The 23,241-nt window shown below is 68.1% G+C and carries 23 protein-coding genes; 8 read left to right on the top strand and 15 right to left on the bottom strand.

The genetic code is table 11. From position 1 onward, the window contains the following. Window positions 1-35: 35 nt before the first annotated feature. Together ACTHN1_RS16115 and ACTHN1_RS16110 are read right to left on the bottom strand one after the other, a co-directional pair. A complete protein-coding gene (locus ACTHN1_RS16115) occupies window positions 36-428 on the bottom strand; it encodes a VOC family protein (protein ID WP_440471951.1) in 393 nt (130 codons plus the stop codon). A gap of 66 nt (window positions 429-494) precedes the next feature. Beyond that, window positions 495-1,295, bottom strand: a complete 801-nt coding sequence (locus tag ACTHN1_RS16110) for an enoyl-CoA hydratase-related protein (RefSeq protein ID WP_440471950.1) — start codon at window positions 1,293-1,295, stop codon at window positions 495-497. Window positions 1,296-1,404: 109 nt separating this feature from the next. On the opposite strand from ACTHN1_RS16110, the gene ACTHN1_RS16105 reads away from it, so the two are divergent. The 3 genes from ACTHN1_RS16105 to ACTHN1_RS16095 are packed head-to-tail and all read left to right on the top strand — an operon-like array spanning window position 1,405 to window position 3,751. Next, complete coding sequence (locus tag ACTHN1_RS16105; RefSeq protein ID WP_440471949.1) at window positions 1,405-1,650, top strand: FeoA family protein; 246 nt, start codon at window positions 1,405-1,407, stop codon at window positions 1,648-1,650. Next, on the top strand, window positions 1,647-3,497 hold the full coding sequence (feoB, locus tag ACTHN1_RS16100; protein ID WP_440471948.1) for a ferrous iron transport protein B: 1,851 nt from the start codon (window positions 1,647-1,649) through the stop codon (window positions 3,495-3,497). Before ACTHN1_RS16105 ends, feoB begins: the two co-directional genes overlap by 4 nt. Next, entirely contained in the window at window positions 3,497-3,751 is a 255-nt protein-coding gene (locus tag ACTHN1_RS16095) for a DUF6587 family protein (RefSeq protein WP_440471947.1), read from the top strand. The genes feoB and ACTHN1_RS16095 overlap by 1 nt, the downstream gene beginning before the upstream one ends. On the opposite strand, the gene ACTHN1_RS16090 is transcribed toward ACTHN1_RS16095, so the two are convergent. The 11 genes from ACTHN1_RS16090 to ACTHN1_RS16040 all read right to left on the bottom strand — a co-directional run bounded on the left by ACTHN1_RS16090 (window position 3,752) and on the right by ACTHN1_RS16040 (window position 15,251). Further along, window positions 3,752-5,248: a J domain-containing protein gene (locus ACTHN1_RS16090; RefSeq protein ID WP_440471946.1), complete on the bottom strand. Its 1,497-nt coding sequence runs from the start codon at window positions 5,246-5,248 to the stop codon at window positions 3,752-3,754. A gap of 1 nt (window position 5,249) precedes the next feature. Further along, window positions 5,250-6,944: an Hsp70 family protein gene (locus ACTHN1_RS16085; protein ID WP_440471945.1), complete on the bottom strand. Its 1,695-nt coding sequence runs from the start codon at window positions 6,942-6,944 to the stop codon at window positions 5,250-5,252. A 71-nt stretch (window positions 6,945-7,015) separates the two neighbouring features. After that, window positions 7,016-7,381, bottom strand: coding sequence for a hypothetical protein (locus ACTHN1_RS16080; protein ID WP_295382443.1), 366 nt, complete (start codon window positions 7,379-7,381; stop codon window positions 7,016-7,018). Window positions 7,382-7,384: 3 nt separating this feature from the next. Then, a complete protein-coding gene (locus ACTHN1_RS16075) occupies window positions 7,385-7,918 on the bottom strand; it encodes a bactofilin family protein (RefSeq protein WP_440471944.1) in 534 nt (177 codons plus the stop codon). 154 nt (window positions 7,919-8,072) lie between these two features. Further along, entirely contained in the window at window positions 8,073-8,822 is a 750-nt protein-coding gene (locus ACTHN1_RS16070) for an SDR family oxidoreductase (RefSeq protein WP_440471943.1), read from the bottom strand. Between the two features lie 4 nt (window positions 8,823-8,826). Beyond that, window positions 8,827-10,434: a carboxyl transferase domain-containing protein gene (locus tag ACTHN1_RS16065; RefSeq protein WP_440471942.1), complete on the bottom strand. Its 1,608-nt coding sequence runs from the start codon at window positions 10,432-10,434 to the stop codon at window positions 8,827-8,829. 122 nt (window positions 10,435-10,556) lie between these two features. Further along, on the bottom strand, window positions 10,557-10,934 hold the full coding sequence (locus ACTHN1_RS16060; RefSeq protein WP_141452496.1) for a hypothetical protein: 378 nt from the start codon (window positions 10,932-10,934) through the stop codon (window positions 10,557-10,559). 153 nt (window positions 10,935-11,087) lie between these two features. After that, window positions 11,088-11,447: a hypothetical protein gene (locus ACTHN1_RS16055; RefSeq protein ID WP_440471941.1), complete on the bottom strand. Its 360-nt coding sequence runs from the start codon at window positions 11,445-11,447 to the stop codon at window positions 11,088-11,090. A 194-nt stretch (window positions 11,448-11,641) separates the two neighbouring features. Further along, window positions 11,642-12,817, bottom strand: coding sequence for a thiolase family protein (locus ACTHN1_RS16050; RefSeq protein ID WP_440471940.1), 1,176 nt, complete (start codon window positions 12,815-12,817; stop codon window positions 11,642-11,644). A 121-nt stretch (window positions 12,818-12,938) separates the two neighbouring features. Further along, window positions 12,939-14,111, bottom strand: coding sequence for an acyl-CoA dehydrogenase family protein (locus ACTHN1_RS16045; protein WP_440471939.1), 1,173 nt, complete (start codon window positions 14,109-14,111; stop codon window positions 12,939-12,941). A 39-nt stretch (window positions 14,112-14,150) separates the two neighbouring features. After that, window positions 14,151-15,251: a Glu/Leu/Phe/Val dehydrogenase dimerization domain-containing protein gene (locus ACTHN1_RS16040; protein ID WP_440471938.1), complete on the bottom strand. Its 1,101-nt coding sequence runs from the start codon at window positions 15,249-15,251 to the stop codon at window positions 14,151-14,153. Between the two features lie 221 nt (window positions 15,252-15,472). Between ACTHN1_RS16040 and ACTHN1_RS16035 the strand changes: the two genes are divergently transcribed. From ACTHN1_RS16035 to ACTHN1_RS16020, 4 genes are all read left to right on the top strand, one after another. Next, window positions 15,473-16,072 carry a TetR/AcrR family transcriptional regulator gene (locus ACTHN1_RS16035; protein ID WP_440471937.1) on the top strand — a complete coding sequence of 200 codons (600 nt, stop codon included), beginning with the start codon at window positions 15,473-15,475 and terminating at the stop codon, window positions 16,070-16,072. Between the two features lie 16 nt (window positions 16,073-16,088). After that, window positions 16,089-17,018 (top strand): alpha/beta hydrolase, encoded by a 930-nt coding sequence (locus tag ACTHN1_RS16030; protein ID WP_440471936.1) that lies wholly within the window; start codon window positions 16,089-16,091, stop codon window positions 17,016-17,018. Window positions 17,019-17,155: 137 nt separating this feature from the next. Continuing rightward, window positions 17,156-20,764: a methylmalonyl-CoA mutase family protein gene (locus ACTHN1_RS16025; RefSeq protein ID WP_440471935.1), complete on the top strand. Its 3,609-nt coding sequence runs from the start codon at window positions 17,156-17,158 to the stop codon at window positions 20,762-20,764. A gap of 123 nt (window positions 20,765-20,887) precedes the next feature. Continuing rightward, a complete protein-coding gene (locus ACTHN1_RS16020; RefSeq protein WP_440471934.1) occupies window positions 20,888-21,196 on the top strand; it encodes a hypothetical protein in 309 nt (102 codons plus the stop codon). A 50-nt stretch (window positions 21,197-21,246) separates the two neighbouring features. Here ACTHN1_RS16020 and ACTHN1_RS16015 read toward each other — a convergent pair whose 3' ends face one another. Both ACTHN1_RS16015 and ACTHN1_RS16010 read right to left on the bottom strand, forming a co-directional pair. Beyond that, window positions 21,247-21,576, bottom strand: a complete 330-nt coding sequence (locus tag ACTHN1_RS16015; protein WP_440471933.1) for a DUF6122 family protein — start codon at window positions 21,574-21,576, stop codon at window positions 21,247-21,249. Between the two features lie 10 nt (window positions 21,577-21,586). Continuing rightward, the gene (locus ACTHN1_RS16010) at window positions 21,587-22,069 is read right to left on the bottom strand and encodes a YaiI/YqxD family protein (protein ID WP_440471932.1); all 483 of its coding nucleotides are present in this window, start codon (window positions 22,067-22,069) and stop codon (window positions 21,587-21,589) included. A gap of 236 nt (window positions 22,070-22,305) precedes the next feature. On the opposite strand from ACTHN1_RS16010, the gene ACTHN1_RS16005 reads away from it, so the two are divergent. Beyond that, entirely contained in the window at window positions 22,306-23,217 is a 912-nt protein-coding gene (locus ACTHN1_RS16005; protein ID WP_440471931.1) for a VOC family protein, read from the top strand. Window positions 23,218-23,241 lie beyond the last annotated feature (24 nt).

Below are 23,241 nucleotides of genomic sequence, written 5' to 3'. Positions count from 1 at the left end.
TGTCGGCGCGGAGGGAGGCGGCGGGGCGTGGCCGGTCAGGCCGGTGCGTGGCAGACCGCTTCGACGTTGTTGCCGTCGGGATCGATCACGAACGCCGCGTAGTAGTCGGGATGGTAGTGCGGGCGCAGCCCCGGCGAGCCGTTGTCGGTCGCGCCCGCCGCCAGCGCGGCGGCATGGAACGCATCGACGGCGGCGCGGTCGGGAGCCACGAAGGCGATATGGGTGCCCGTGCCCGGACGCGCGCCGGTGCCCACCCAGAACGCGGGGTGGCGCGGCGGGCCGAATCCGCAGCCCTGGTAGCCGCCCGGTCCGGTTTCCCGCTCGGTCACTTCCATGACCACCGCGTAACCCAGCGGCGCCAGCACCTGCGTGTAGAAGGCGCGGCTGCGCGGATAGTCGGCGACCGCAAAACCCGCATGGTCAATCATGTCGGTACTCCCTGTTGGTGGAACGGAGCGTCGGCGCATCCCCTGCGCCGGGTCGCGTGATGGTGCTCAGCGCGCGGGGGCCCAGGCCGGTGCGCGCTTTTCGAGGAAGGCGGAGAGTCCTTCCTGGCCTTCGGCCGATACCCGCAGGCGCGCGATCAGGGCCGCGTTGTCCGCATCCATCGCATCGCGGTCGCCGCCGGCGGCCACCCGCGTGACCAGTTGCTTGGCGGCGGCGGCGGCATGCGGACCGGCCTTCAGCAGCAGATCGATCTGGCGCTGCACCGCCGCGTCCAGCGCATCGGCCTCGACCACCTGGTGCAGCAGGCCGATGGCCAACGCGGCGCCGGCGTCGAAAATCTCGGCGGTGGCGAACCAGCGCCGAGCCTGGCGCGGTCCGATCGCGCCGATGACATAGGGCGAGATCACCGCCGGCAGCAGCCCCAGCTTGCTCTCGGTCAGGCCGAACTTCGCCTCCGGCACGCCGATGGCGATGTCGCAGCAGGCCACCAGGCCCACGCCGCCACCGAAGGCCGCGCCGTGCACGCGCGCAAGGGTGGGGCGCGGGAGTTCGTCCAGAACCCGCATCAACCGGGCCAGCGCCAGCGCGTCCTCGCGGTTTTCCGCCTCGCTGGCGGCGGCCATGCCACGCATCCAGTTGAGGTCCGCGCCGGCGGAGAAGGAAGCGCCCGCGCCTTCCAGCACCACCACCCGGACCCTGGAGTCGGTTCCGGCTTCTTCCAGTGCGTCGGTCAGTTGCGCGATCAGGCCGGCGTCGAACGCGTTGTGCAGTTCCGGACGGTTCAGCCGCAGCCGCAGCACGCCATCGGCCAGATGGCGGGTAAGCGCCTGCGCGTGCGGTTCCGTCATGTCTGCTCCTCCCGAAAGCGGCAAATGATAGCCCCTGCGTCCGGTTTGGCCTTCGTGCGCTGCGGCGATGCTACAATGAGAATAGTTCGCATTTGAGAGTCGCCGCGTGATGCTGACCGAATTGGCCCCCCGGACCCCGGCAATCGTCGAATCGGTCGACGATCGCCACCCCAACGACAACATCGCCCGCCGCCTGCGCGAGCTGGGGTTTGTCGACGGCGAGGAGGTGCAGATTGTCGCCAAGGGACCGCTGGGCGCGGAACCGCTGCTGGTGCAGGTCGGCTTCACCCGTTTCGCCCTGCGCCGCAGCGAGGCCGCGCGGATCCGGGTGCGCCCGGCCGGGGCGGCGGCATGAGCGCGCAGCCCTTGCGCCTGGCCCTGGTCGGCAATCCGAACTGCGGCAAGACCGCGCTGTTCAACCAGTTGACCGGCAGCCGCCAGAAGGTCGCCAACTACGCGGGCGTCACCGTCGAGCGCAAGGAAGGGCGCCTACATACCGCGTCCGGCCGCAGTTACGCGGTGCTGGATCTGCCGGGCGCGTACAGCCTGCACGCCGCCAGTCTCGACGAGGCGGTCACCCGTGATTTCTGCCGCGGCTTCCTGCCCGGCGAGACGCCGCCGGACGTGCTGGTCTGCGTGGTTGATGCCACCAACCTGCGCCTGCACTTGCGCTTCGCGCTGGAAGTGCGCGAACTCGACAAGCCGATGATCCTCGCGGTCAACATGATGGATGCCGCGCGCCGTCGCGGCATCCGCATCGATCTGGAGGCGCTGTCGCGCGAACTGGGCGTGCCGGTGGTGGAAACCGTCGCGGTCAAGCACAACGGCGCGCGCGCGCTGGTCGCGCAGATCGAGCGCATGGCCGAGGCCCCGCATCCGCCGAAGTTCCGGCTGGGCGGCGACGCGGACCTGCACGCGGAGACGCGCCGGCTGCTCTCGCTGGCGGTGGACATGCCGCAGCGCACCGCGCGGGTGGACGATGCGCTGGATCGCTGGCTGCTGCACCCGGTGATCGGTTTCATTGTACTTATCGTGGTGATGTTCCTTATCTTCCAGGCGGTTTTCGCCTGGGCCACACCCGTGATGGATCTGATCGACGCCGGTACCGGCGCGCTGGGCGACTGGGTGGGGGCGATGCTGCCGGAAGGGCCGCTCAACAGCCTGCTGGTGAAGGGCATCATTGCCGGCGTCGGCGGGGTCGTCGTGTTCCTGCCGCAGATCCTGATCCTGTTCGCCTTCATTCTGGCGTTGGAAGAGAGCGGCTATCTTCCGCGTGCCGCTTTCCTGCTCGATCGAATGATGAGCACGGCCGGCCTGTCGGGACGCTCGTTCATTCCGTTGTTGTCGAGCATTGCCTGTGCGGTGCCCGGCATCATGGCGACTCGCAGTATCCAAGATCCACGCGATCGCCTGGCTACGATCCTGGTCGCACCACTGATGACCTGTTCCGCGCGCGTTCCGGTATATACGTTGCTGATCGCCGCATTCGTGCCGCAGAAGCAGATTGGGATCTTCAATCAGCAGGGGCTGGTGATGTTTGGCCTCTATGTGGCCGGCATCCTCAGCGCACTGCTGGTGTCCTGGGTGATGAAGAAGTGGCGCCGCGACAAGAGCGAGCATCCGTTGATGCTGGAGCTGCCGTCCTACCGCATCCCGCATCCCCGCGATCTGCTGATCGGCCTTTGGGAGCGGGCGATGATCTTCCTCAAGCGGGTCGGCGGCATCATCCTTGCCCTGACCATCCTGCTGTGGGTCCTGCTGACGTTCCCGGCGGCGCCGGCCGACGCGGTGGGGCCGGCCATCGACTACAGCTTCGCCGGCCGCATCGGCCACGCGATGGCGGTGTTCTTCTCGCCGCTGGGCTTCAACTGGCAGATCTGCATCGCGCTGATTCCCGGCATTTGCGCGCGCGAGGTCGCGGTGTCGTCGCTGGCGACGGTCTATGCCCTGTCGGCGGCGGACGATGACGCGGCGGCCCAGGCGCTGACGCCGCTGATCAGCGATGGCTGGTCGCTGGCCACCGCGCTGTCGCTGCTGGTCTGGTACATCTACGCGCCGATGTGCATCTCCACGCTGGCGACGATCAAGCGCGAGACCAATTCCTGGAAGCAGATGTCCTACGCGATGTTCTACCTGTTCGCGTTGGCCTACCTGGCCTCGCTGCTGACCTACCAGATCGCCAAGGCGCTGGGAGCCGGCTGATGGACGGATCGCTGCTCGTGCAGTACGCGATCATCGGCCTGCTGGTGGTGATCAGCGCCTGGGTGGTGCTGAAGAAGCAGTTCCCGGGAACAGTCCGCAAGGCGCGGGTGGCATTGGCGCTGCCGCTGCTGCGCGAGGGCCGTCCAGGCTGGTTGCGCGCGCTGGGCCGGTGGATCGCGCCCGAACCGAGGGGGGCGGGCGGCGCTGACGGCTGCGGCGGTTGCAGCAGTTGCGGGCCGTCGTCGAAGGTATAGCTACACCAGCCGCGCCAGTACCCAGCCAACGAAGAAACCGTACGAGGCCAGCGTGGTCCAGCCATTGCCGGCGGCGGCGGACAGCGGAATCCGCTGGCTACGCGCATACAGTCCGTCGAACAGCGACAGCCCAAGCGGGACCATGGCGAAGCCGACGGCCCCCGCCGAAAGCAGTTCGGGGAGAGTACCCGGCAGCAGCGGCTGCATGGCGATGCCGCCCAGCAGGAAGCGCAACGCATCGAAGCTGCGTCGCCAGTGCACCAGCGCAGCGGGGATGACCAACGGATAGGCCAGCCACTCCACGCCCCAGGCCGCCGCCATGACAAGGCCACCCAGCGCCAGCCATACCGGTATCAGCGCGCGCCGGTTCTCTTTGGAGGATCCGCTGTCGCCCAGACTGATCGCGTGCAGCCAGATCATCACGCGCCACCCGATCTGGATCGCCAGCGCGCTCCCGCCGATCACCAGCGCGGTCTGCAGGGCGGGGCGCGACTGTGCGAACACAAGCGGCGCGAGCAGGTAACCCAGGATGGCCAAACCGATCGCGCGCGCCAGCATCGGCAGCCAACGCCAGATGCCGAGGTAGTCCTTGCGAGCAAGCTGCTGGAAGAACTGATCCTGGCGGGGGTCGATCCTTTCCGGCAGATCGCCGTAGTCGTCGCTCAGGCGTTGCGACAAGCGGGCGATACGGGCGGACAAGCCCGGCACGCAGCTGACCGCCAGGGCCTGCGGCCATCGGAATGGACGCTTCAGCTGGCGAATCGCCAGCGGACGCGGCTCGTCGTAGCGCGCGGTCTGTTCCTGCTCGATCGCCCATCGCACCGCCATCCGCTGCGCCAGCCAGTAATCCTGCAGGCCAAAGAAGGTCTCCAGTACCGACAGGTTCGCGGGTGGAATGGCGATGCCGTCGTCATAGCCCAGGCGCTGGAACAGCGCTTCGCCCACCGACTGTTTGAGCTCCAGGTGATAGAGGTCGTCGCGCGCCGCGAGCCAGGCGGAAAAGGCCGGGTGCGGCGTATCGCGGGCGCGCTCCATGGTTTCCGCGAAGAAACCGTCGAAATCGAAGCGCCGCGTTTCCACGTCCGCGATGGCGGAGGCTGCCGCCGCCGCGGCCGGCGAGGGCAGGCGGGTGGTGCGCCCGGCGATCAACGCTTCCAGTTGTTCCGCGTCGAGCAGCACGGTATGGGCGGCATCCGCATCCGCGGGGATGCCGGCTTCCTCCGGATTCCGTTCCCGTCCCGTTTCCCGATCCTGCGCATGCACGGCGTGGACGACCGCGCTGTCCCCGTCCCCGGCATCCTCTTCCCCGTCTTCCCACGCCGCCGCCATCGCCCGTTGCCGGCAATGTTGCAGGGCCTGCTGGTAGGCCTCGTGCAGGCGCTGGAAACCTTCCGGGTCGTCGTCCGGACGGGTGACCTTCAGGCGCCGCGCGTAGGCGCGCTTGATGGTGGCCTCGTCCGCGTCGCCGGGAACGCCGAGCAGATCGAACGGCGCCATCTCAGGCCTGCGATTCGATGTGCTGGAGCATGGCGGCGAAATGCGTGCGGTGTTCGCGGATCAGATCCGGATCCTGGCTGTCCAGCGCGCCGCGGAAGCGCACCAGCGCGTCCTGCAGGTCGCCGCGCGCCCACAGCAGTTCCTCGTACAGGCGCTCGGCGCGGGCGATCAGGCTGAGGTTCTCCTGCTGATCGCGCGGATGGATCTTCAGTGTCGCCAGCGCGGCCAGGCGCTCGCGGATTTCACCGGGTGACAGGATGCCGGGGTTCTGCTCCAGGATGACTTCGCGGGTTTCGCCGGTGGCGACCACGGTGGCCTCGACCTGCAGCAGGCCGTTGACGTCGTAGGTGAAGCGGATGTCCACCGGATTCTCGTGCGACGCCTTGGCCGGCACCGCCACGCTGATCTTGCCCAGGCGCACATTGTGCTCCACGCGCGGGCTTTCGCCCTGGAAGATCTCGAACTCCACCTGCCGCTGCCAGTCCTGCAGCGGCTGATAGCGTTCCACCCGGCTGACCGGCACCGTGCTGTTGCGGTGGATGATCGGCGAGAAGATGCCGCTGGTGACCTGGCCGTTGGCGCCCTGCTGGCTGGTGCCCACGCCGAGGGTGTGCGGGCAGACGTCGGTGAGGATCACTTCCTCCAGCTTCTCGTCGCGGGCCTTCATGCCCGCGGCGATGGCCGCGCCCACGGCGACGGCTTCGTCGGGATTGATGTGGCGCAGCGGCAGGCGGCCGAACATGCGCGACACCAGCCGCGCGGTCAGCGGCATGCGCGAGGCGCCGCCGACCAGCACGATGTCGTCCAGCTGCGCGGGGGTGAGCCGGGCGTCGCGCATCGCGCGCTCCAGCGGCGCGCGCAGGCGCTGCACCAGCGGCTCGCAGATGCGGGCGAAGCGGGTTTCGTCCAGCTGCCAGCGGCGGGGCTGTCCGGCCAGGGTCAGTTCGATGCCGTGTTCCGTCGTGGAGGCGTGGGACAGCTCGCGCTTGAGCGTTTCCAGCCGGCGCAGCAACTGCGCGGATTCGGCCGGTTGCAGGGTGCCGGCGGCGATGCCGAGGTCCTGCAGGCAGGCGTCGCGCAGGGCGTGCAGGAAATCCTCGCCGCCGAGGAAGTTGTCGCCGGCGCTGGCGTGCACTTCCATCACGCCCTCGAACATTTCCAGGATCGAGACGTCGAAGGTGCCGCCGCCCAGATCGAACACCAGGAAACGGCCGCCACCCTCGCGTTGCTGCAGGCCGTAGGCCAGCGCCGCCGCGGTGGGTTCGTTGATCAACCGCTCGACCTTGATGCCGGCCAGCTCGCCGGCGATGCGGGTCGCCTTGCGCTGGGCGTCGCCGAAATAGGCGGGCACGCTGATGACCGCCTCGGCGACCTTGCGGCCCAGGTGCGCTTCGGCGTCGGCGATCAGCGAACGCAGCACCAGCGCGGACAGTTCTTCGGGCCGGAAGGCATGCTTGCCCAGCCGGGTGACCCGGTCGGTGCCCATCCAGCGCTTGAAGTGGGCCACGCTGCGCTGCGGATGGGTGATCAGGCGCTCGCGCGCGGCCTGGCCGACCAGGACCGCATCCTGGTCGTCGACGCTGACGACCGAGGGCGTCAGGTAGCTGCCCAGCGCATTCGGAATCAGCTGTGGACCCTGTTCGCCGTAAACGCCCACCAGCGAATGGGTGGTCCCCAGATCAATGCCGACAATCATTCAATCCCCTGGATCCGTCCCTGCATCGACGATCAGTGTAAGGGCAGGGACGGGGGCGGTGCCAAGCGCGCTCAGCGGCGCGGTCCGCGGCCGCCCGGCCGCGGGAACATCTCCACGCTGAGGGTGAAGGTGCGTTGCTCGCCGGGTTGCATCGCGCCCACTCCGACCACCTGGCGGGTGACTTCCTCGCCGCGATCATTGCGGATGCTCATCACCACCGAATACTCCCAGGGGCCGCCGTCGGCGGGATGGCGGACGCTGCCTTCCACCTTCAGCGGGACCACGGTCTGCGCCGTGCGCGCGGCCGCCAGCGACGCTTCGTCGAAGCGCAGGTGGTGGCGGCACGCCGGGCAGACCGCGGCGCTTTCCAGGATGGTGGCCTTGCAGTGCGGGCAGGTGCGGGTCGCTCCGGCCATCCCCGGGCGCGGGCTGCTCATGCGTCAGCCGGCGTCGGTACCGTTGGCCGCCTTGGCGGTGCGCGAAGCGCCCTTGTCTTCTTCCCAGCCGAAGTCGGCCTGGCCGCGCATGCGCGAACCGGCGGCCACCGTCAGCGAGCCGGCCTTGACGTCGCCGACCAGCACGCCGGAGGCCAGCAGCTCCACCCGCGAGGCGGATTCGATATTGCCTTCCAGCTCGCCGGCGATGATGACCTTCTTGGCGCGGACGCCGCCGTTCAACTTGGCGCCGTTCTCGATGGTCAGATCGCCCTGCACGTTGACGTCGCCCTTGAACTTGCCGGCGATGCGGATGTGGCCGGCGCCTTCGATCTTGCCCTCGATGGTCAGATCGGCGGCGATCAGCGATTCCTTGGCTTCGCGTTCCGGGGCCGGCGCGGCGCGCATGCCCGGCGGGTTGTTGACGGTCGGGGAAAAATCCGCGGCCGCCGTCACTTCGCGCGCAGGCGCGGGCGAGGATTCCGGCGGCGGCGGAACGGCATCCTTCTTGGCGGGGCCTTGGTCTTTCCAGATGGACATAAAACGGCAACTCCGGGCGATGTGAACGCCCGACTATCGCGCCTCGCCGGCGCCAAGGTTGTGACCGCCTTTGCCCATTGTTCGGTTCGTCCGTGCGGGTTCACGCGCGGGTTGGTGATGTGGAGATCTTCCTCACGCAGCTGAAGAGGGCGGCTCAGCGTCCGCCGGCGACATCCACAATCGCGCCGCTGCAGTAGCCGGCTTCCGCCGACAGCAGCCACAGGATGGCGTTGGCCACTTCCCCGGGTTGTCCGCCGCGCTTCATCGGCACGAACGCCTTGACCCGTTCCACCCGATCCGGCTCGCCGCCACTGGCATGCATGTCCGTGTGGATGAAACCGGGACGCACCGCGTTGACCCGGATGCCATCGGCGGCGACCTCCTGGGCCAGGCCGATGGTGAGCGTGTCGACCGCGCCCTTCGACGCGGCGTAGTCGACGTACTCGCCGGGTGACCCGGTGCGCGCCGCCACCGAGGAGACGTTGACGATCGCGCCGCCCTGGCCGCCGTGGCGGGTCGACATGCGCCGGATCGCTTCGCGGCAGCACAGCAGGGGGCCGACGACGTTCGTCGCCAGGATGCGCCGCATGCGCGCGGCGTCCATCGCCTCGACCCGCATCTGGGTTTCCAGCACGCCGGCGTTGTTGACCAGCGCGGCCAGCGGCCCGAGCGTGCGCTCCACCGCCTGGAACAACCCCACGACCTCCGCCTCGTCGCCGACGTCGGCGGCGAACGCGGCGGCGTTCCCGCCCTCGGCGCGGATCTGGTCGACCAGCGTGCTGGCGGCGGTGGCATCGCTGCGATAGTTGATCGCCACCGCATAGCCGCGCGCGGCGGCCAGGCGGGCGGTGGCGGCGCCGATGCCGCGGCCGCCGCCGGTGATCAGCAGGACGGGGGCGCCCACCGGATTACATCCGGAACACGCCGAAGCGCGCCAGCTCGATCGGTGCGTTGAGCGAGGCCGACAGGCCCAGCCCCAGCACGCGGCGGGTGTCGGCCGGATCGATGATGCCGTCGTCCCACAGGCGCGCGGTGGCGTACCAGGGGCTGCCCTGGGTTTCGTACTGCTCGCGGATCGGCGCCTTGAAGGCTTCTTCCTCTTCGGCGGCCCACTGGCCGCCGCCGGCCTCGATGCCGTCGCGCCGGACCGTGGCCAGCACGCTGGCGGCCTGTTCGCCGCCCATCACGCTGATGCGCGCGTTCGGCCACATCCACAGGAAGCGCGCGCCATAGGCGCGTCCGCACATGGCGTAGTTGCCGGCGCCGAAGCTGCCGCCGATCACCACGGTGAACTTGGGCACCGACGAACAGGCCACCGCGGTCACCATCTTGGCGCCGTCCTTGGCGATGCCGGCGTTCTCGTACTTGCGGCCGACCATGAAGCCGGTGATGTTCTGCAGGAACACCAGCGGGATGCCGCGCTGGTTGCACAGCTCGATGAAGTGCGCGCCCTTGAGCGCGCTCTCGGAAAACAGGATGCCGTTGTTGGCGATGATGCCGACCGGATAACCGTGCAGATGGGCGAAGCCGGTGACCAGGGTCTTGCCGTAGCGCGCCTTGAACTCGTCCAGTTCGCTGCCGTCGGTGATGCGTGCGATGACCTCGCGGATGTCGAACGGACGGCGGGTGTCCTTCGGCACGATGCCGTACAGCTCGTCGGCCGGATACAGCGGAGCGCGCGCCTCGCGCGCCGCGACGGGAACGTCCTTGCGACGGTTGAGATTGCCGACCAGGCGACGGGCGATCTGCAGCGCGTCGCGGTCGTCCTCGGCGAAATGATCGGCCACGCCGGACACGCTGGTATGCACGTCCGCGCCGCCCAGCGCTTCGGCATCGACTACCTCGCCGGTGGCCGCCTTCACCAGCGGCGGGCCGCCGAGGAAGATGGTGCCCTGTTCCTTGACGATGATGGACTCGTCGCTCATCGCCGGCACGTAGGCGCCACCGGCGGTGCAACTGCCCATCACCACCGCGATCTGCGGGATGTTGTCCGCGCTCAGCCGCGCCTGGTTGTAGAAGATGCGGCCGAAGTGCTCGCGGTCCGGGAACACCTCGTCCTGCAGTGGCAGGAACGCGCCGCCGGAGTCGACCAGATAGATGCAGGGCAGGCGGTTCTCGCGTGCGATTTCCTGCGCGCGCAGGTGCTTCTTCACCGTCATCGGGAAATAGGTGCCGCCCTTGACCGTGGCGTCGTTGGCGACCACCACCACTTCCTGGCCCATCACCCGGCCGATGCCGCAGACCATGCCGGCCGCGGGCGCGGCGCCGTCGTACATCTCCTCCGCCGCCAGCGGCGCGATTTCCAGGAACGGCGAACCGGGATCGAGCAGGGCGGTGATGCGATCGCGCGGCAGCAGCTTGCCGCGCTCGGTGTGGCGCTGGCGCGCCTTGTCGCCGCCACCATCGGCGGCGCGCGCAAGGCGGCGATCGAGCTCGGCGACCAGCGCCCGATGGTAGTCGGCGTTGTCCAGGAATTCCTGCGAACGCGGATCGAGTTGCGAAGTAATGGCGGACATGCGGCGACCGGAACGGGAAAGGCGGCATGTAAACACAAAGCCGCAGGTCCGCCAAACTTTCCGCGCCGCAAAAACAAGGCCCGCTTGCGCGGGCCTTGTCGTGTTCGGCGTTGGCCGGACGATTACTTCTTGGCTTCTTCGGCCTTGGCGTCAGCCTTGTCGGCCACTTCGGCAGCCTTGTCGGCGGTCGCCTGGGCAGCGTCGGCCACGGCGCCAGCAGCGGTGGCGGCAGCGTCGGTGGTGGCAGCGGCAGCGGCGTCGCCAGCCTGGGCGGCGGCGTCGGCGGTGGCGGCAGCAGCGTCGGTGGCGGCAGCAGCGGCGGCGTCGCCAGCGGCGGCAGCGGCGTCACCGGCAGCAGCGGCGGCGTCGCCGGCGGCGGTGGCAGCCTGGTCGGCGGCGGCAGCGGCGTCGGTCGCGGCGGCGTCGGTGGTTTCGCTCTTGTTGCAGGCGCTCAGGGCCAGAACGGCGGCGGCCAGCAGGATGTAGAACTTGGTCTTCATTTGGATCCCCAGTGAGGTTTCGGTTGAGAGCAAAACGGGTGAGCGTCCTTGCCCGCTGGGAACAGCGGCGCCAGTGCCCGGGCCCGGGTACAGAAAAAGCCGCCAATCAACCGGCGGCTTTTTCAATTTTAACGCTATGAAGCTAAGAAGTGATTACTTCTTTTCTTCGGCCGGAGCGGCAGCGTCCTTGGCAGCGTCGGCAGCCTGGCCGGCGGCGTCGGAAGCCTGAGCAGCGGTGTCGGCAGCAGCGTCGGCAGCGGCGGCGGTGCCAGCGGCAGCGGCGTCGGTGGCGGCGGTGGCGGCAGCGTCAGCAGCGGTGGCAGCGGCGTCGGCCGACTGCTGGGCGGCGTCGGCGGTCGCGGTGCCGGCCTGGGCGGCGGCGTCGGCGGCAGCCTGGGCTTCGGTCGCAGCGGCGTTGGCGTCGGCAGCGGCGTCAGCAGCCTGTTCCTGGTTCGAGCACGCAGCCAGGGCGAAACCCAGAGCCAGCGCGATCAGAGCCTTGTTCATGGTCATGTTGCATTTCCTCGTCGTTAGTTAGGCAACGCGCTATTGCGCGCCTGCAACATGATGACAAGCCAGTTACGCCTGTCAAGCGGTCCGCTGGTTATTTTTGTCAAACCTTCGTTAAAGCGACCATCGAACCGCCAAAACGGCATGCGGTCGGGCATCCACGGGGAATGCCGCGACCGCTCGGGCCGGGGTGGGACTCAGACGATTTCCACCGCGATGGCGGTCGCTTCGCCACCGCCGATGCACAGCGAAGCCACGCCACGCTTGCCGCCACGCTGGCGCAGGGCGTTGATCAAGGTCACCACCAGGCGCGCGCCGGAGGCGCCGATGGGATGGCCGAGTGCGCAGGCGCCGCCATTGACGTTGAGCTTGGCGTGCGGGATGCCGAGGTCCTTGATCGGGGCCATGGCGACCACGGCGAAGGCTTCGTTGACCTCGAACAGATCCACCTGGTCCACCGTCCAGCCGACCTGCTTGAGCAGCTTGTCGATCGCGCTGACCGGCGAGGTGGTGAACCACTCCGGCTCCTGCGAGAAGGTCGCGTGACCGACGATCTTCGCCAGCGGCTGCAGGCCGCGCCTGGCCGCTTCCTCGGCGGTTAGCAGCACGGTGGCGGCGGCGCCGTCGGAAATGCTCGACGAACTGGCCGCGGTGACGGTGCCGTCCTTCTTGAACGCCGGCTTGAGGGTCGGGATCTTGGCGAGATCGGACTTGCCCGGCTGCTCGTCGGTGCTGACCTCGACCTCGCCCTTGCGGGTGGCGACCTTGACCGGAACGATTTCGCCGTCGAAGGCGCCGGACTGCTGGGCGGCCTGGGCGCGCTTGACCGACTCGGTCGAGTAGGCGTCCTGCTCCTCGCGGGTAAAGCCGTACTTGGCGGCGGTGGCTTCGGCGAACACGCCCATGGCCTGGCCGTCATACGGATTGGTCAGGCCGTCCCACGCCATGTGGTCGACCGCCTGGAAGTTGCCGAAGCGGTTGCCGGTGCGCGAGTTCGGAATCATGTGCGGGGCATTGGTCATCGACTCCATGCCGCCGGCGACGACGATGCTGGCCGAGCCGGCCTTGATCAGATCGTGGCCCAGCATGATGGCCTTCATGCCCGAGCCGCAGACCTTGTTTATGGTGGTGCAGCCGACCGCGGTCGGCAGGCCGGCGGCCAGTGAGGCCTGGCGGGCCGGCGCCTGGCCCAGGTTGGCGGGCAGGACGCAGCCCATGATGACTTCGGAGACGTCGGCGGCGGGAACGCCGGCCTGTTCCAGCGCCGCGCGGATGGTCGCCGCGCCCAGGGTCGGGGTCGGCACGCCGGTGAACTGGCCCATGAAGGAACCGATGGCGGTGCGCTTGGCGGCGGCGATGACGATATCGGACATGAAACGGAACCTCGTGTAGGGGTGGCCGGATTATCCCGCTCGCGGTGCGGTGCAGCAATCGGCCATTCGGACAGGGGAGAGCCGCCCGGCGGGCCGGGCGGCGGCGGGATGCCTGTTCAGCTCAGGCGCGGCCGTCGAACAGTTCGCGGCCGATCAGCATGCGGCGGATTTCGTTGGTGCCGGCGCCGATGGCGTACAGCTTGGCGTCGCGCAGCAACCGGCCGGTGTCGAACTCGTTGATGTAGCCATTGCCGCCCAGGGCCTGGATGGCTTCCAGGGTGACCTGCACCGCGGCTTCCGAGGCATGCAGCAGGCAGCCGGCCGCGGCGGCGCGCGAGCCGTGGCCCGCGTCGTAGTCGCGGGCGACCTGGTAGGCGAAGGCGCGGCTGGACTGCAGCGCGGTGTACATGTCGGCGAGCTTGCCCTGCATCAGCCCGAAGGTGCCGATCGGCGAATCGAACTGGCGGCGTTCGCGCACGTAGGGCAGGGTGATGTCCATCGCCGCCTGCATCAGGCCGATCGGGCCGCCGGTCAGCACCAGCCGCTCGGTGTTGAGGCCGCTCATCAGCACGCGCACGCCCTGGTGCACTTCGCCCAGCACGTTATCGGCGGGAATCTCGCAGTTCTCGAACACCAGTTCGCAGGTGTTGCTGCCGCGCATGCCCAGCTTGTCGAGCTTCTGCGCGGTGGAGAAACCCTTCATGCCGCGTTCGACGATGAAGGCGGTCATGCACTTGCTGCCTGCTTCCTTGCCGGCGGTGCGCATGTAGACCAGCAGCACGTCGGCTTCCGGCCCGTTGGTGATCCACATCTTGTTGCCGTTGGCGACCCAGACGCCGTCGCGCAGTTCGGCGCGGCAACCCATCGAGCCGACCACGTCGGAACCGGCGCCGGGCTCGCTCATCGCCAGCGCGCCCTTCCACTCACCGGTGCACAGCTTCGGCAGGTACCTGCGGCGCTGGGCGTCGCTGCCGTTGAGGAACAGGTTGGACACGCACAGGTTCGAATGCGCGCCGTAGCTCAGGCCCACCGAACCGGAGGCGCGCGAGATTTCCTCCATCGCCACCAGGTGCGCGAGGTAGCTCATGCCGCTGCCGCCGAAAGCCTCGTCCACGGTCATGCCCAGCAGGCCCATTTCGCCCAGCTTGGGCCACAGGTCCTGCGGGAACACGTTGTCGTGGTCGATCTGCGCGGCGCGCGGGGCTATCTCGGCATCCGCGAAACGGCGCACGGCGTCGCGCAGCGCGTCGATTTCCTCGCCAAGTGGAAAAGCAGCGATTGAAACGGGTCGCATTCGGTCCTCCCTCCTATTGCGGCCTGTGGATGCCGGCGATCAACGCTCTCCGCGCAGATGCCCCATGAAGCGTGGTGCGGTCCGGCCCAGCGGCAGCTTGAGCTTGCCGATGGCGGCGATGCGCGCCTCGGCGATGCGGTCGGCGGCGTATTGGGGCGCGATGTTCTCGCGTTCGGCCAGGTCGAAGATCTTGCCGACCGTGTGGTAGATGGTGCGCATCATCCGCATCGCCCGCTCGCGGTTGTAGCCGTCGATTTCCAGCGACACGTTGATCACGCCGCCCGCGTTCACCGCGTAGTCCGGCGCATACAGGATGCCGCGCTTGGCGGCCTCGACGCCGGTGACGTGCGACATCTGGTTGTTGGCGGTGCCGCAGATGACCTTGGCCTTCAGGCGTGGCAGGGTCTCGGCGTTGACCGCGTACTCCAGGGCGCAGGGCGAGAACACGTCGACCGGCAGATCGTAGATTTCATCCGGCTTGACCGCCTCGGCGCCGTATTCCTCCACCGCGTACTCCACCAGCTTGGGGTTGAGATCGGTGACGAACAGCTTGGCGCCGCGTTCCTTCAGCAGTTTGACGAACTCCATGCCGATGTGGCCCAGGCCCTGCACGGCGAAGCTGTACTTGCCGATTTCCTCGTTGCCGAACTTGCGGTTGAGGGTGGCCATCAGGCCCTGCAGCGCGCCGTAGGCGGTGAACGGCGCCGGATCGCCCGAACCGCCGTGGACCTGGTGCACGCCGACCACGTATTCGGTCTCGCGGTAGACGTTCTCCATGTCGTTGACGTCGGTGCCGACGTCCTCGGCGGTGATGTAGCGGCCGCCCAGCGAATCGACGTAACGGCCGAACGAGCGGAACAGCACCTCGGTCTTGTCGGCGGTGCTGTCGCCGATGATCACCGCCTTGCCGCCGCCGACGTTGAGGCCGGCGAGGGCGTTCTTGTAGGTCATCGTGCGGCTGAGCCGGAGCGCGTCGGTCAGCGCCGCCTGGCTGTCGGCGTAGGGCCGCATCCGCACGCCCCCGAGGGCCGGACCCAGGACCGTGCTGTGGACCGCGATGATGGCCTTCAGGCCGGCGTCGGGGTTGTGGCAGAAGACGACCTGCTCGTGGCCGGACGTATCGAGGGTTTCGAAGATCATCTGGGGCTCCGTGCGGCGTGGGGCCGCTGGCTACGCCGAGTGGCTTTGGCTAACCGCTTGTTCACAAAACAAAAAAGCGACGTTTCCGGCTCGCCGTGGTCGTCGCAGGCGGGCATTCTAATCCATACGGGCGATGGGGGGCAGTTTGTGGACCGGATCCCGTTTTCGTGCCCCTCCCGGGCGGGCTGACTTATGCGAACGACCGTGCTATTTTTCCGCCCATGAACCTGTGCGCCGCCACCAGCAAGGGCACCGCCACCCGCGAGATGATTGTCGAGCGGGCCTACGCCATCGCCTGCCGGCAGGGGTTGGAAGGGCTGTCGATCGGCGAACTGGCGCAGGCCGCGGGCATGTCCAAGAGCGGCGTGTTCGCCCATTTCGGGTCCCGCGAGGATCTGCAGATCACCGTGCTGGACTGGACCGCGCGCCGTTTCGGCGAGGCGGTGATGGCGCCGGCCCTGCGCCAGCCGCGCGGACTGGCGCGGCTGCGCGCGATCATGGACGGCTGGTTCGACTGGGTCCGGGCCAATCCCGATGGCTGCGTGATCCTCGGCGCGGCCAACGAGTACGACGCCCGTCCCGGGATGATGCGCGAGCGCGTGGTCGCCTGGTTGACCGAATGGCGCGGCGTGGTCGCCAGGGCCGCGCAGATGTGCATCGACAGCGGCGAGCTGGCCGCCGACACCGATCCGGTGCTGGTGTCGTTCCAGTTGTTCGCCATCACCGAAGGGCTGCACAACGCCCGCCTGTATGACCCCGCCCAGGCCGAAGCCCTGGCCCGGCGGGCGCTCGACCATCTGTTCGCCTCCTACGCCGCCTGATCCGGAGAGACCCCCCATGGCCGCCGTCGTTTCGCCACAAAAAAGCACGACCGTTCGTAAAAATGCCCGCCTGCTGCCGCTGCGCTCCGCATTCGCCGTCGGCAGCTGGCTGATGCCGGAGGCCACACTCCAGCGCGCCTTCCGTCTGTTCGGCACGCCGATGCCGGGCGGGCGCGAGAAGGCGCGCCGCAGCGAGACCTGGGGCGCCCGCGTGCAATCCTTCGTGCATGGCCGCGAACGACTGGCCTGGTATGCCTGGGGCGATCCCGAACGCCAGCCGGTCGCGCTGCTGGCGCATGGCTGGTCGGGCTACGCGTTGCAACTGCTGCCGTGGGTGGAGCCGCTGCGTCGCGCGGGTTACGCGGTGGTCGCGCTGGATCAGATCGCGCATGGCCGCAGCAGCGGTTATCGGGCGACGCTGCCGATGTTCGCCGACGTTCTTCACCGTTTTGGCGAACGTTTCGGCACGGTGCAGGCACTGGTGGCGCATTCGCTCGGCGGCGCGGCCGCGATGATCGCGCTCGCGCGTGGCCTGAAGGCCGAACGCGCGATCCTGATCGCGCCGGCGGCCGACCCGATTGCGGCGGCGCAGCGCTTTGGCGGTTTCGTCGGTCTGGCGACGCACCTGTCGGCGCGGTTGTTCGACGAATTCGAATCGTTGACCGGCATGGCCGTCGATGGCTTCCAGGCCCATCTCAACGCGCCGCGCATCGCCAGCCCCGCCTTGATCGTGCACGACCTGGAGGATCGCGAAGTGCCCTGGTCCGAAGGCGAGCGCTATGCGCGCTACTGGCCCGAGGCGCGCCTGCTGAGCACCACCGGGCTGGGACACCACCGCATCCTCACCGATCCCGGCGTCATCGCCGCGGCGATGTCCTACCTGGATGGCCGCGCGGTGGGGCAGCGCGTGGTGTCCACGCCGAACCTGCCATACGGCTTCGCCTGAACAGGCGTTTGATCGCGACTGCGCCGCCGCGCCAGACGGCGGCGTAGGGTCCTTCCGCCCTGGGCGTCATGGGGCGGAACTCCGCCGCGCGCTACAATTCCGCCTCTAATGCATGCAATACGCGAGTGAGGGCGCGAATGAGCACACCGGCTTCCCAGCTTCCAGCAGCACGCGCGGATGTTTCGCCGCTGCGTTTCGTCACTGCGGCCAGCCTGTTCGATGGCCATGACGCAGCGATCAACATCATGCGCCGCCTGATCCAGGGGCAGGGCGCCGAAGTGATCCATCTGGGCCACAACCGCAGCGTCGAGGACGTGGTGCGCGCCGCGCTGCAGGAGGATGCCGACGGCATCGCCCTGTCCAGCTACCAGGGCGGCCACGTCGAGTACTTCAAGTACATGGTCGACATGCTCAAGGAACGTGGCGCCAGCCATATCCGCGTGTTCGGCGGCGGTGGCGGCACCATCACCCCCGAGGAGATCGCCGAGCTGCAGGCCTATGGCGTCGAGCGCATCTACCACCCCAACGACGGCATGAAGATGGGGCTGGTGGAGATGATCGAGGACGTGGTGGGGCGCGCGGGCGCGGCCCGGGATTCGGGAACGGGGACCGGGGACCCGCAGGATGCGCCTGCCTCCGCCGGCGACGAAGCGGCCATCGGGCGCATGCTCAGCCGCATCGAGGACGGCGATTTCAGCGAAGCCGAACTCGCCGGCTTGCGACGCCAGTGGGCCAACCCGCGTTCCACCGAATCCCGGCTTTCAACAGCCGCGGGGCCGGTCATCACCAATCTCGAATCCCGCACGGGCACGCCGGTGATCGGCATCACCGGTACCGGCGGCGCCGGCAAATCGTCGGTGACCGACGAGTTGATGAACCGCTTCCTGTCGAGTTTCCCGCACATGCGGATGGCGGTGATTTCGGTGGACCCGACCCGCCGCCGCACCGGCGGCGCGCTGCTCGGCGATCGCATCCGCATGAATTCGCTGCGCAGCGAGCGCATCTACATGCGTTCGATGGCCACCCGCCGCCAGAACGTGGCGACCAACGCGGTGCTGAAGGACTGCATCGCCTACCTGAAGTCGCTCGGTTTCGATCTGATCATCGTCGAGACCGCCGGCATCGGCCAGAGCGATTCGGAGATTGTCGACCTGGTCGACTTCCCGATGTACGTGATGACCAGCGATTACGGTGCGGCCAGCCAGCTGGAGAAGATCGACATGCTCGACTTCGCCGAACTGGTGGTGCTGAACAAGTACGACAAGCGTGGCGCCGAGGACGCGCTGCGCGACGTGCGCAAGCAGTGGAAGCGCAACCGGGTGGCGTTCCAGACCCCGGACGCCGACGTGCCGGTCTATCCGACCATCGCCAGCCAGTTCAACGATCCCGGCATCAGCTGGATGTTCGCCAACCTGTGCCGGCTGCTGCGCGAAAAGCTGCACCTGCCGGCGGAGAAGTGGACGCCGGACATCGACACCGAACTGAAGGAGCCGCGCGCGACCGTGCTGATTCCCGGTGCGCGCGTGCGCTACCTGGCCGAGATCGCCGAACAGGGACGTGGCATCAACCGACGCATCGAGACCGAGGCGGAGACCGCCAGCCGCGCGCAATCGTACTGGCAGTCGCTGCGTGATCTGGACGATCCGGCCCTTCCCAAGGCCCTCGATCTCTACGCCGCCGAAGATCTCCTTCCCCCGCCTGCGGGGGAGGGAGCGATTCCCGTGGATCGCTCCCTGCTGACATTGCGCCAGCGCTACCAGGACGCCGTGCAGTCGCTGTCCAGCGAGGCGCTGAAGCTGCTGCGCGAGTGGCCGGCGCGGTTGAAGGCGGCGACCGACGAGGTCAACGAGTACGAAGTGCGCGGCAAGACCATCCGCATCGAGAACTACCGCGAATCGCTCAGCCACCAGAAGATTCCCAAGATCGCCGCGCCGAAGTACCACAGCTGGGGCGAACTGCTAACCTTCCTGCAGAAGGAGAACCTGCCGGGCAGCTATCCGTACACCGGCGGCGTGTATCCGTACCGCCGCACCGGCGAGGATCCGATCCGCATGTTCGCAGGCGAAGGCACGCCGGAGCGGACCAACCGCCGCTTCCACTACCTGAGCCTGGGCCAGCCGGCCGCGCGACTGTCCACCGCTTTCGACAGCGTCACGCTGTACGGCGAGGATCCGGCGCCGCGTCCGGACATCTACGGCAAGATCGGCAATTCCGGCGTCAACATCCCCACGCTGGACGACATGAAGAAGCTGTACTCGGGCTTCGACCTGTGCGCGCCGACCACTTCGGTGTCGATGACCATCAACGGGCCGGCGCCGATCATCCTGGCGATGTTCATGAACACAGCCGTCGACCAGCAGGTGGAGAAGTACCTGAAGGCCGACCCCGTCCGCTGGGCCGAGGCGCAGGAGAAGCTGGACGCGCTGTTCGCCGGTCGCGAGCGCCCGCGCTACTCCGGCGATCTGCCGGCCGGCAACGACGGCCTGGGCCTGGGGCTGCTGGGCGTGACCGGTGATCAGCTGGTCGACGCGGAAACCTACGCGCGGATCAAGGCCGAGACCCTGAAGACCGTGCGCGGCACCGTGCAGGCCGACATCCTGAAGGAAGACCAGGCGCAGAACACCTGCATCTTCAGCACCGAGTTCGCCCTGCGCATGATGGGCGACATCCAGCAGTACTTCGTCGACAACGGCGTGCGCAATTTCTACTCGGTGTCGATTTCGGGCTATCACATCGCCGAGGCGGGCGCGAACCCGATCTCGCAGCTGGCGTTCACCCTGTCCAACGGCTTCACCATCGTCGAGTACTACCTGGCGCGTGGAATGAAGATCGACGACTTCGCGCCCAACCTGTCGTTCTTCTTCAGCAACGGCATGGATCCCGAGTACACCGTGATCGGCCGGGTGGCCCGTCGCATCTGGGCGCGCGCGATGCGCGAGCGCTATGGCGCCAACGAGCGCAGCCAGATGATGAAGTACCACATCCAGACCTCGGGCCGTTCGCTGCATGCCCAGGAAATCCAGTTCAACGACATCCGCACGACGTTGCAGGCGCTGTACGCGCTGTTCGACAACTGCAACAGCCTGCACACCAACGCCTACGACGAGGCGATCACCACGCCGACCGAGGAAAGCGTGCGCCGGGCGGTGGCGATCCAGATGATCATCAACAAGGAACTGGGCCTCAACTTCAACGAGAACCCCTGGCAGGGCAGTTTCGCGGTCGAGTACCTGACCGACATCGTCGAGGAGGCCGTCTACAAGGAGTTCGAGGCGATCAGCGAGCGCGGCGGCGTGCTCGGCGCGATGGACACCATGTACCAGCGCGGCAAGATCCAGGAAGAGTCGCTGTACTACGAGCACAAGAAGCACGACGGCAGCCTGCCGCTGGTGGGCGTGAACACCTTCCTGCCCAAGGAGCACGGCGGCGAGATCGCCACCGAGATCGAACTGATCCGTTCGACCGAGGAGGAGAAGGGACAGCAGATCACCAACGTGCGCGCCTGGCAGGCCTCGCGCAACGGGCTGGCCCCGGAAGGCGAAACCGACCACGCGCATTCCACCGCGCTGGAAGAGCATGCCGAGGCCGAGCCGCACGACGGCCATGGCCTGGCCTACCTGCAGAAGGCCGCGCGGGATCGCCGCAATGTGTTCGTGGCGCTGGTGGAAGCGGTCAAGACCCACAGCCTGGGCCAGATCAGCCACGCCCTGTACGACGTGGGCGGGGAGTACCGGCGCAATATGTGAACGGCGCGGCACCGCCGGGCGCACGCGGAATGAAATCCGATGACGCCCGGCGGCCGGGTTTGCCGGTAGAGGAAATGCAGGCCGGTGGTGGCCTGCATCAACCCTTACCGAGGAGATACCCGAATGCGCAAGTTCATCGTCAGCTCCACCTCCCTGGCCGGCCTGCTGCTGGCCGGCGCCGCCCTGGCCGGTGGTCCCGTCAATCCGCCGCCGGCGTCCTGCGCCGTGGACGAGGTCTACAAGTGCCAGAACATCGGTGGCCAGACCTACTGCAAATGCGCCAAGCGCGATCTCAGCGCCGCCCCGCAGCGCAATGACGATCCGCGCCGCCTGAAGGGCAAGCCCCAGCATCTGGTCAACCACGGTGCGGGTGCGACCGGGCAGACGCCGTCCGCGCCGCAGCCGGAACCGCGCAAGTCCGACCAGCGCTGAGGCGACGCGGGGAGAGGGCGCCCGCGCCCTCGTTCCCGCGACCGGCGGACCTACATCAAAAGACAGTCCAGTCCGTCGAGCGTGATATGGATGAGCAGGCCGATGCCGAACCAGCGGGTCCGGCGCGGGATCGCCAGCGCGCCATAGACGGCGACGGCGGGCCAGGTGTGCAGCGGATGGAAGCCGAGACTGCAGCGCCCCGGCGCATAGATCGGATCCGCGAGCAGATGATCCAGATCGATCAACCAGCCGGCCAGCATCCACGCGGCGGCGCGCTTCCATTCCTTCGGCCAGAACACGCGGGCGACGGCAAGCGGCACCGCGACGTGCAGCAGGAGGTGGACGAGCGGCCGGAGTTCGAAGTCGGGCAAGGCAGGCATCCGCGCGGGTTCAGCGTCGCGCCGCCAGCCAGCGATCCAGCTGGTTGGCGAAGGCCTGGCGATCGCGGGCATTGAAAGCGGCGGGGCCGCCGGTCTGCACACCGGCGCCGCGCAGTTCGTCCATGAAATTGCGCATCGACAGCCGCTCGGCGATGTTGTCCGGCGTATACCGGTCGCCGCGTGGATTGATCGCCTGCGCGCCGTTGGCCAGGACCCGGGCGGCGAGCGGGATGTCCTGGGTGACCACCAGGTCGCCGGCGCGCGCGCGTTCGGCGATGGCGTCGTCGGCCACATCGAAGCCGCCCTGCACCTGCAGGGCGCGGATGTAACGCGAAGGCGGCGTGCGCAGCCACTGGTTGGCGACCAGGGTGACCTGCACCCGCGCGCGTTCGGCCGCGCGGAACAGGATTTCCTTGACCGGCCCCGGGCATGCGTCGGCATCCACCCAGATACCCGGCGGCACCGGAACGGTGTCGTCGTTATCGTCGTTCATGGGCTTGGTTCCGGGACATGATTGCCTTGGCTGCGCGAGGGGCGTGCGTGCCCGGAGGCCGCGGGCGCTCATCTTCGCACACCGTCCAGGCCGGTTCCGGCGGCGAAGCGGGCGCGACCGCACAGGGCGGAACGGCGCAGGGGACGGTGGCTTTACATGCGATGCGGGAGCATGTCGATTTCCGGCATCCCGGTTCGTCGAACAGGAAAACCCCCCTTCCGCAGGAGAATGTCCGCATGTCCCTGGTCAAGCCCATCACCCCGCATCTCTGGTTCGACGCCCAGGCCCGCGAAGTCGCGCAATTCTACTGTTCGCTGTTTCCGGATTCGAAGGTCGATTCCATCGTCCGCCTGCGCGACACGCCCTCCGGCGATTGCGACGTCGTGTCGTTCACGCTCGCTGGCCAGCCATTCATGGCGATCAGCGCCGGCCCGGTATTCACCTTCAATCCCTCGATTTCCTTTCTGGTCCATTTCGATCCCGCCCGCGACGAACGCGCGCGCGCGCATCTGGATGCGGCCTGGGCCAGCCTCATCGACGGCGGCGAAGCGCTCATGCCGCTCGATGCCTATCCCTTCAGCGAGCGCTACGGCTGGGTGCGGGACCGCTATGGCCTGTCGTGGCAGCTGATGCTCAGTCCGCCGGGCACGCCGGCCCGTCCGCGCATCATGCCGGCGTTGATGTTCACCGGCGAGGTGTACGGCAAGGCCGAGGAGGCGATGACGTTCTACTGCTCGGTGTTCGACGACTCGGGCGTCGGCCAGGTCGCCCGCTACACGGAGGACACCGCCAACGATCGCGCCGGCACGGTGATGTTCGCGGATTTCCACCTCGGCGATACCTGGTTCGCGGTGATGGACAGCGGCTATTCGCACGGTTTCGCCTTCAACGAGGCGATTTCGCTGCTGGTGACCTGCCGCGACCAGGCCGAAATCGATCGCTACTGGGCGAAACTGTCGACGGTGCCGGAAGCCGAGCAATGCGGCTGGTGCAAGGATCGTTTCGGACTGTCCTGGCAGATTTCGCCGCAGGTGCTCGACCAACTGATGACGTCGGGCGACCAGGCCCTGGTGGATCGGTTGACGCGCTCTTTCCTGGACATGCACAAGCTGGACGTCGCGAAGATCGAAGCGGCGGCGCGTGGCTGAAGACCCGCGGGGGGGGGGGGGGGG

Origin of the sequence: Pseudoxanthomonas sp., assembly GCF_051953815.1 — a bacterium.
In the GTDB taxonomy this organism is placed as follows: Bacteria; Pseudomonadota; Gammaproteobacteria; order Xanthomonadales; family Xanthomonadaceae; genus Pseudoxanthomonas_A.
Note: the sequence above shows the minus strand (reverse complement) of the source record. Positions and strands in the feature narration are given on the sequence as shown.

What these genes read in the sequence shown, in the direction of transcription:
- ACTHN1_RS16050 (WP_440471940.1), bottom strand. Translation starts at nt 12,817, where the DNA reads ATGTCCGATATCGTCATCGCCGCCGCCAAGCGCACCGCCATCGGTTCC.
- ACTHN1_RS16020 (WP_440471934.1), top strand. Translation starts at nt 20,888, where the DNA reads ATGCGCAAGTTCATCGTCAGCTCCACCTCCCTGGCCGGCCTGCTGCTG.
- ACTHN1_RS16030 (WP_440471936.1), top strand. Translation starts at nt 16,089, where the DNA reads ATGGCCGCCGTCGTTTCGCCACAAAAAAGCACGACCGTTCGTAAAAAT.
- ACTHN1_RS16115 (WP_440471951.1), bottom strand. Translation starts at nt 428, where the DNA reads ATGATTGACCATGCGGGTTTTGCGGTCGCCGACTATCCGCGCAGCCGC.
- ACTHN1_RS16055 (WP_440471941.1), bottom strand. Translation starts at nt 11,447, where the DNA reads ATGACCATGAACAAGGCTCTGATCGCGCTGGCTCTGGGTTTCGCCCTG.
- ACTHN1_RS16035 (WP_440471937.1), top strand. Translation starts at nt 15,473, where the DNA reads ATGAACCTGTGCGCCGCCACCAGCAAGGGCACCGCCACCCGCGAGATG.
- ACTHN1_RS16075 (WP_440471944.1), bottom strand. Translation starts at nt 7,918, where the DNA reads ATGTCCATCTGGAAAGACCAAGGCCCCGCCAAGAAGGATGCCGTTCCG.
- ACTHN1_RS16045 (WP_440471939.1), bottom strand. Translation starts at nt 14,111, where the DNA reads ATGCGACCCGTTTCAATCGCTGCTTTTCCACTTGGCGAGGAAATCGAC.
- ACTHN1_RS16090 (WP_440471946.1), bottom strand. Translation starts at nt 5,248, where the DNA reads ATGGCGCCGTTCGATCTGCTCGGCGTTCCCGGCGACGCGGACGAGGCC.
- ACTHN1_RS16080 (WP_295382443.1), bottom strand. Translation starts at nt 7,381, where the DNA reads ATGAGCAGCCCGCGCCCGGGGATGGCCGGAGCGACCCGCACCTGCCCG.
- ACTHN1_RS16095 (WP_440471947.1), top strand. Translation starts at nt 3,497, where the DNA reads ATGGACGGATCGCTGCTCGTGCAGTACGCGATCATCGGCCTGCTGGTG.
- ACTHN1_RS16085 (WP_440471945.1), bottom strand. Translation starts at nt 6,944, where the DNA reads ATGATTGTCGGCATTGATCTGGGGACCACCCATTCGCTGGTGGGCGTT.
- ACTHN1_RS16110 (WP_440471950.1), bottom strand. Translation starts at nt 1,295, where the DNA reads ATGACGGAACCGCACGCGCAGGCGCTTACCCGCCATCTGGCCGATGGC.
- ACTHN1_RS16005 (WP_440471931.1), top strand. Translation starts at nt 22,306, where the DNA reads ATGTCCCTGGTCAAGCCCATCACCCCGCATCTCTGGTTCGACGCCCAG.
- feoB (WP_440471948.1), top strand. Translation starts at nt 1,647, where the DNA reads ATGAGCGCGCAGCCCTTGCGCCTGGCCCTGGTCGGCAATCCGAACTGC.
- ACTHN1_RS16010 (WP_440471932.1), bottom strand. Translation starts at nt 22,069, where the DNA reads ATGAACGACGATAACGACGACACCGTTCCGGTGCCGCCGGGTATCTGG.
- ACTHN1_RS16105 (WP_440471949.1), top strand. Translation starts at nt 1,405, where the DNA reads ATGCTGACCGAATTGGCCCCCCGGACCCCGGCAATCGTCGAATCGGTC.
- ACTHN1_RS16060 (WP_141452496.1), bottom strand. Translation starts at nt 10,934, where the DNA reads ATGAAGACCAAGTTCTACATCCTGCTGGCCGCCGCCGTTCTGGCCCTG.
- ACTHN1_RS16025 (WP_440471935.1), top strand. Translation starts at nt 17,156, where the DNA reads ATGAGCACACCGGCTTCCCAGCTTCCAGCAGCACGCGCGGATGTTTCG.
- ACTHN1_RS16015 (WP_440471933.1), bottom strand. Translation starts at nt 21,576, where the DNA reads ATGCCTGCCTTGCCCGACTTCGAACTCCGGCCGCTCGTCCACCTCCTG.
- ACTHN1_RS16040 (WP_440471938.1), bottom strand. Translation starts at nt 15,251, where the DNA reads ATGATCTTCGAAACCCTCGATACGTCCGGCCACGAGCAGGTCGTCTTC.
- ACTHN1_RS16065 (WP_440471942.1), bottom strand. Translation starts at nt 10,434, where the DNA reads ATGTCCGCCATTACTTCGCAACTCGATCCGCGTTCGCAGGAATTCCTG.